Raw genomic sequence first — 6851 nt, forward strand, 5'->3', positions numbered from 1 at the left:
ACTCATGCCGGGGGCACGCGCATGGCCTGCGCCGCGGCGGTCTGGCGAGCCCGGTAGGCGGCCAGTCGCTGCGCGAGCGCGGCATCGGTCAGGGCGATGGCCGCCACCGCGTGCAGCGCGGCATTGGCCGCCCCGGCCTCGCCGATGGCGAAGGTGGCCACCGGCACGCCGCGCGGCATCTGCACGATGGACAGCAGGGAGTCTTCGCCGCGCAGGTAGCGCGAGGGCACCGGCACGCCGTAGACCGGCACCAGGGTCTTGGCGGCCAGCATGCCCGGCAGGTGGGCCGCGCCGCCGGCGCCGGCGACGATCGCACGCAGGCCGCGCCCGGCGGCCTGCTCGGCATAGCGGAACATCTCGTCGGGCATGCGGTGGGCCGACACCACCGCGGCCTCGTGGGGCACCTGCAGTTCGGCGAGGATGGCCACCGCGTGCTGCATGACCTCCCAGTCGCTGCTGCTGCCCATCACCACCCCCACCAGGGGCTGTGCGTCGCTCATCGGATCTCCCCGGTTCAGTCGAGCCCGCGGCCGGTGATGCGCACCAGCGCCTCGCGGTACTTGTCGGCGGTGCGCGCGATCACCTCGGGCGGCAGCGGCGGCGCGGGCGGGCGCTTGTCCCAGTCGAGACCCTCGAGGTAGTCGCGCACGAACTGCTTGTCGAAGGACGGCGGCGAGATGCCGGGCCGGTAGCTGTCGGCCGGCCAGAAGCGCGAGGAGTCGGCGGTGAGCACCTCGTCCATGAGGTGCAGCCGGCCGGCGTCATCGAGCCCGAACTCGAACTTGGTGTCGGCGATCAGGATGCCGCGGGTGGCCGCGTACTCGCTCGCGCGCCGGTAGAGCTCGAGGCTGATCTCGCGGATCTGCTGCGCAAGGGCGGCGCCGATGCGCGCCGACATCTCGTCGAAGCCGATGTTCTCGTCGTGCTCGCCGCGCTCGGCCTTGGCCGCGGGCGTGAAGATCGGCTCGGGCAGCCGCTCGGCCTGCGCGAGGCCGGCCGGCAGCCGGATGCCGCAGACCGCGCCGCTGGCCTGGTAGTCCTTCCAGCCGGAACCGATCAGGTAACCGCGCACCACCGCCTCGACCAGGATCGGCCGCAGCCGCTTGACCACCATGGCCCGGTCGCGCACCTGTGCGCGCTCATCGGCCGCCACCACGGTCTCGGGGTCGATGCCGGTGAGATGGTTGGGCACCACATCGGCCAGCCGATCGAACCAGAAGAGCGCCATGCGGTTGAGCACCCGGCCCTTGTCAGGGATGGGCTCGGCCATCACCACATCGAAGGCCGAGAGCCGGTCGGAGGTGACGATCAGCAGGCGGTCTTCGCCGAGCGCGTAGTTGTCGCGGACCTTGCCGCGGCCAAGCAGCGGCAGGGAATGCAGCGTGGACTGGTGCAGGGTGGGGGCGGGTGTCACGGCGGGGCGGGGCGCGAAAGAGGCCGAACCCGTCATTCTGACACCAATGGCAGCCAGGGCCGGATCCAGCCCAGCCCGGCGCTGGTGCCGGCCCGCGGCCGGTACTCGCAGCCGATCCAGCCGGTGTAGCCGACCTCGTCGAGCACGGCGAAAAGATAGGGATGGTGCAGCTCGCCCAGGTCGGGCTCGTGGCGCTGCGGCACGCCGGCGATCTGCACATGGCCCACGCCGTCGATGTGGCGGCGGATCTTCATGGCCACATCGCCCTCGACGATCTGGCAGTGATAGAGGTCCATCTGCACCTTGAGCCGCGGCTGCCCGATCTGCGCGCGCAGGTCATGGGCCTGGGCCTGGGTGTTGAGCAGGTAGCCGGGAATGTCGCGGGTGTTGATCGGCTCGATCAGGGTGTCGAGCCCGGCCTGCGCCAGACGCTGCGCGGCCCAGGCAAGGCGCTCGGCGTAGAGAGCCCACTGCGCCTGCCGCTGCGACGGATCGCGCACCAGGCCGGCCATGACATGCAGCCGCGGACAGCCCAGCGCCGCGGCGTACTCGATCGCGGTGTCGATGCCGCGGCGGAACTCGTCCTCGCGGCCGGGCAGGCTGGCGATGCCGCGCTCGCCGGCGCCGAAGTCGCCGGGCGGGGCGTTGAACAGCACCTGCTGCAGGCCGTTGTCGCGCAGCCGGGCGGCGATCTCGGCGGCGGGATGCTCGTAGGGGAACAGGAACTCCACCGCGCGGAAGCCGTCGCGCGCGCAGGCCGCGAAACGATCGAGGAACGGCACCTCGGTGTACATCATGGAGAGATTGGCGGCGAAACGCGGCATGGTGGGGCTCCGGTGGGCGCGGCGATGGGCGGCAGTTTAAGCGCCCCGGGCATCGCTTCGGCTATCGTGACCCCTGACCGATGCCCTGCAGGATGCGCATGCGACCTCAATCCTCCCTGCTGCGGCGGCTCGCCCGCCGACTTTCCCCGACCTGCTTCGCCGCCCTGCTGGCCTTGCCGCTGACCGGCACGGCAACCGCGGCCGGCCTGCCGATCGCCGACGCCCACATCCACTACAGCCACGACGCCTGGGCGCTGGTGCCCACGGCCGAGGTGATCGGCCTGATGCGTCAGGCCGGTCTGCGGCTGGCGCTGGTGTCCAGTTCCGACGATGAGGGCACGCAGCGCCTGCACCAGGCCGCGCCCGAGCTGGTGGTGCCCAGCCTGCGGCCCTACCGGACCCGCGCCGACGCCTCGGGCTGGACCCGCGACCCGTCGATCATCCCCCACCTCGAGGACCGGCTGCGGCGCTTCCGCTACGCCGCGATCGGCGAGTTCCATCTGTATGGCGCCGACGCCGACCTGCCGGTGCCGCGGCGCATGGTCGCGCTCGCCCGCGAGCACCGGCTCATCCTGCATGCCCACTCCGATGCCGATGCCATCGAGCGCCTGTTCGCGCAGTACCCGCAGGCGCGCATCCTGTGGGCGCATGCCGGCTTCGAGCGGCCGGCCGCGGTGCGCGAGATGCTGCGCCGCCATCCGCAGCTGTGGGCCGACCTCGCCTTCCGCAACGACCCGGGCAGCCGTGGCGAGGTCGATCCCGACTGGCGCGCGGCCTTCGAGGAGTTCCCCGAGCGATTCATGCTCGGCACCGACACCTTCACGCCGGAACGCCTGCACTACATCCCGGCCCACGCCGAGTGGGCGCGCGGCTGGCTGGCGGCGCTGCCGCCAGCGCTGGCCGAGCGCATCGCCTGGCGCAACGCCGAGGCGCTGCTGCTGCCGGTGTGGCAGGCTCATCGCGCCGCTGCAGCCGACGCAGACTGCCCGGCTCCGACCGGAGGCTGGCGCCTGAGCGCGCCGGGCATGGCCATGAGCGTGCGCGCCGATCCGCCGGCCCCGCGCGTGGGCGAGCGCTTCTCGCTGCACATCGCGCTATGCCCCGGCGAGCCGGGCCGGCGCATCGACAGCCTGGGCGTGGACGCGACCATGCCGGAGCACCGCCACGGCATGAACTACCGGCCGCAGGTGCGCCGCCTCGATGAGCGTCACTTCCAGGCCGACGGTCTGCTCATGCACATGCCGGGCCGCTGGGAACTGGTGCTCGAGGCCCGCGGGCCGGGTGGCGGCCAGCGGCTCACGCAGGAGATCCGGCTGCCATGAGCCCTCGGGCGGGCAGGCTGTTGCTGGCCATGGCCGTAGCCGTGGCCCTGACGAGCCTCGCGCCCGCGCTGCCCGGCACCCCGCTGCTGACCCGGGCCCGGGCCGGTACCGAGCCGCCCGGGCCACCCCTCAGCCCGGCCGAGCGCGCGCAGGTGCTCTCGCACGGCCCCTGGCCGGGCGCCACCCCGGGCGACCCCGGCAACCGGTTCTCGGGACTGGCGCCAGCCCAGGCGCTCGGGCGCCTGCTCTTTGACGAGCCGGCGCTGTCGGGCGATGGCCGCCTGGCCTGCCGCAGCTGCCACGACCCGGCGCGCGGCTTCACCGACGGCCTGCCGACCGCGCAGGGACGCGCCCCGCTGGCACGCAACACCCAGGGACTGAACGACCTCGCCCTGCAACGCTGGTTCGGCTGGGACGGGGGCAGCGACAGCCTCTGGGCAGCCAGCCTGCGCCCGCTGCTCGATCCGCGCGAGATGGGCGCCACGGCCGCGGGGGTGGCCCGGGCCATCCGCGAACGGCCGGCGCTGGCCGCGCTGCTCGCCCGCGCCCGTGCCGCGGCCGGCCCCGGCGCCTTCCCGCCAGGCACCCCGCCCGACGAGGCCGATCTGGTCGACGCCGCCAAGGCGATCGGGGCCTGGCTGGCCAGCCTGCGCTCACCGCGCACCGCCTTCGACGACTTCCGCGATGCGCTCGCCCGCGACGACCACGCCGCGACGGCGCGCTACCCCGCGGCCGCGCTGCGCGGGCTGCGCCTGTTCATCGGCGAGGGTCGCTGCCATCTCTGCCATGTCGGCCCGGCCTTCTCCAACGGCGAATTCCACGACATCGGCATGCCCTTCATGACCGGACCCGGTCAGGTCGATCCCGGCCGCCATGCCGGGCTGCGGCGCCTGCTCGCCGATCGCCACAACCTGGGCGGCGGCTTCGCCGATCCGCCCCCGCCCGGCACGCCGCCCGAACGCGATCCGGCGCTCAAGACCCGCACGGTGAATCCGCAGCACCGCAACTTCGGCGAGTGGCGCACGCCGAGCCTGCGCGGGCTCTCGGCGAGCGCGCCCTACATGCACGACGGCCGCCTGCCGAGCCTGGCGGCGGTGATCGACCACTACGACCGCATCGACACCGAGCGGCTGCATGCCGACGGCGAGTCGCTGCTGCGTCCGCTGCGCCTGAGCCCGGCCCAGCGCGCCGATCTGCTCGCCTTCCTGCTCAGCCTCGACCCCCAGCCCTCGCCGAATGCGCCGAGGCTGCGATAAAGTCCGGGCACCGCAACGCTGACCCACCCCGCAAAGGAACCCCGCCATGGGCGCCAACGACGCAGTCCGCATCATCGAGGACATCGGCCAGTACCTGCCGCAGATGACCGAGTGGCGCCGCCACATCCATGCCAACCCCGAGACCGCCTTCGAAGAGGTGGGCACCGCCGCCTATGTGGTGCAGCGCCTGCGCTCCTTCGGCGTCGACGAGGTGCACGAGGGCATCGCCCGCACCGGCGTGGTCGGCGTGATCCATGGCCGCAACGGCCCGGGCGGCGCGGCCATCGGCCTGCGCGCCGACATGGACGCGCTCGACATGCAGGAAGGCACCGGGCTGCCCTGGGCCTCGCGCAACGCCGGCAAGCACCATGCCTGCGGCCACGACGGCCACACCGCCATGCTGCTGGGCGCGGCCCGGCATCTGGCCCGCACCCGCGCGTTCGACGGCACGGTCTATGTGATCTTCCAGCCGGCCGAAGAGAACGAGGGCGGCGCCCGCGTGATGGTCGAGGAGGGTCTGTTCGAGCGCTTCCCCATGCAGGCGGTGTTCGGCATGCACAACATCCCCGGCATCCCGGCCGGTCACATCGCGGTCAAGGCCGGCCCGATGATGGCCTCCTACGACATGTTCGAGATCACCATCACCGGCCGCGGCTCGCATGGCGCCATGCCGCACAAGGGCATCGACCCGATCGTGATCGGCGCCGAGCTCACCCAGAAGCTGCAGACCGTGGTCAGCCGCAATGTCGATCCCATCGACCCCGCGGTGCTGTCGGTGACCAAGTTCCACTCCGGCTCGGCCTGGAATGTGATCCCCAACGAGGCGGTGCTCGGCGGCACGGTGCGCGCCTTCGATACCCGGGTGCAGGACCTGATCGAATCGCGCATCCGCGAGCTGTGCGCCGGCACCGCGGCCTCGCATGGCGCCGAGATCCATGTCCGCTACGAGCGCCGCTACCCGCCCACCGTCAACCACGCCGAGCAGGCCGCCCTGTGCACGCGCGTGGCCGAGGCGCTGGTCGGCCCCGATCGCGTCAACCGTGACCCGCGCCCGGCGATGGGCTCGGAAGACTTCGCCTGGATGCTGCTTTCCAAGCCGGGCTGCTATGTGTGGATCGGCAACGGCACCGGCAGCGAGGGCGGCTGCATGGTCCACAACCCCGGCTACGACTTCAACGACGGCATCCTGTCCACCGGCGCCGCCTACTGGGTGAAGCTCGCCGAAACCGCGCTGGCGCAGGCCTGAGCCAGGCCGGCGTGCCGCTCAGTCGGCGAGCAGCGCCTGCACCGCCTCGCGGATGAAGGCCTCGTCGGCAGGGCTGGCCACCGGGTTGCCGGCCCGGTGTCCCCAGGGCGAGACAATGGGCCGCAGCTCGCCGCGGCGCAGGTGCGCGAGCTCGCGGCGGCTGTCCTCCACCCGGAAGTAGGCATCCTGGTCGCAGGGCATCAGCAGCACCCGCGCGCTGATGTCGCGCAGCGCCGCCGGCAGGTCGCCGCGGTAGCGCGGCTGCGCCGCGATGTCGCCGTGCTGCCAGGTCCAGAGCTGCGCGAGCAGATCGGCCGGATCGCGGCGCGAGAACACCGTCTCCCAGCTGCGCACCAGGAAGTCCTCCTGCGAGCTGAAGCCCATGCCGCGCCAGAGCTCGTCGCGGTAGAAGTCCTGCGACAGCGCCATGGTGGCGTACAGGCGCGCCATCGCCCGGAAGCCGCGCACCGGCCGCTCGTGGAAGACGCCGTCGCGCCAGGCCGGATCGGCGGTGAGCGCGGCCCGCACCGCGTCGATGAACACCGCGTTGTGCGGCGCGCAGCGCGCCGATCCGCAGACCACCGCGATGCGCTCGACCCGCTCGCCGAACAGGCTCGCCCAGTGGTAGGCCTGCATGCCGCCCATCGACCAGCCATAGACCAGCCGCACCCGCTCCACCCCGAAGACCTCGGCGAGCAGGCGCTCCTGCACCCGCACCGCGTCATGGTAGGTGACCTCGGGATAGCGATCGCCGGTGAGCGGCCAGCCGGTGTTCGAGGGCGAGGACGA

7 protein-coding genes are annotated in these 6851 nt (G+C 72.9%); 3 read left to right on the forward strand and 4 right to left on the reverse strand.

The window, feature by feature from the left end; genetic code table 11:
* Window positions 1-2: 2 nt before the first annotated feature.
* From purE to otnI, 3 genes are read right to left on the reverse strand one after another with little or no spacing between them, the layout of a single operon-like run.
* Window positions 3-500, reverse strand: a complete 498-nt coding sequence (purE, locus tag AC2H6A_RS16790; protein ID WP_484274862.1) for a 5-(carboxyamino)imidazole ribonucleotide mutase — start codon at window positions 498-500, stop codon at window positions 3-5.
* A gap of 14 nt (window positions 501-514) precedes the next feature.
* The gene (locus AC2H6A_RS16795) at window positions 515-1450 is read right to left on the reverse strand and encodes a phosphoribosylaminoimidazolesuccinocarboxamide synthase (protein WP_484274863.1); all 936 of its coding nucleotides are present in this window, start codon (window positions 1448-1450) and stop codon (window positions 515-517) included.
* On the reverse strand, window positions 1447-2238 hold the full coding sequence (otnI, locus tag AC2H6A_RS16800; protein ID WP_484274864.1) for a 2-oxo-tetronate isomerase: 792 nt from the start codon (window positions 2236-2238) through the stop codon (window positions 1447-1449). Before otnI ends, AC2H6A_RS16795 begins: the two co-directional genes overlap by 4 nt.
* 98 nt (window positions 2239-2336) lie before the next feature.
* Between otnI and AC2H6A_RS16805 the strand changes: the two genes are divergently transcribed.
* From AC2H6A_RS16805 to AC2H6A_RS16815, 3 genes are read left to right on the forward strand one after another with little or no spacing between them, the layout of a single operon-like run.
* Window positions 2337-3560, forward strand: coding sequence for an amidohydrolase family protein (locus AC2H6A_RS16805; RefSeq protein ID WP_484274865.1), 1224 nt, complete (start codon window positions 2337-2339; stop codon window positions 3558-3560).
* The gene (locus AC2H6A_RS16810; RefSeq protein ID WP_484274866.1) at window positions 3557-4816 is read left to right on the forward strand and encodes a cytochrome-c peroxidase; all 1260 of its coding nucleotides are present in this window, start codon (window positions 3557-3559) and stop codon (window positions 4814-4816) included. The genes AC2H6A_RS16805 and AC2H6A_RS16810 overlap by 4 nt, the downstream gene beginning before the upstream one ends.
* A gap of 46 nt (window positions 4817-4862) precedes the next feature.
* The gene (locus tag AC2H6A_RS16815; RefSeq protein ID WP_484274867.1) at window positions 4863-6062 is read left to right on the forward strand and encodes a M20 aminoacylase family protein; all 1200 of its coding nucleotides are present in this window, start codon (window positions 4863-4865) and stop codon (window positions 6060-6062) included.
* Window positions 6063-6080: 18 nt separating this feature from the next.
* Here AC2H6A_RS16815 and AC2H6A_RS16820 read toward each other — a convergent pair.
* Window positions 6081-6851: alpha/beta fold hydrolase (locus tag AC2H6A_RS16820; protein ID WP_484274868.1), on the reverse strand; the 771-nt coding region annotated here is incomplete at its 5' end.

The sequence above is a fragment of the Quisquiliibacterium sp. genome (assembly GCF_982640115.1).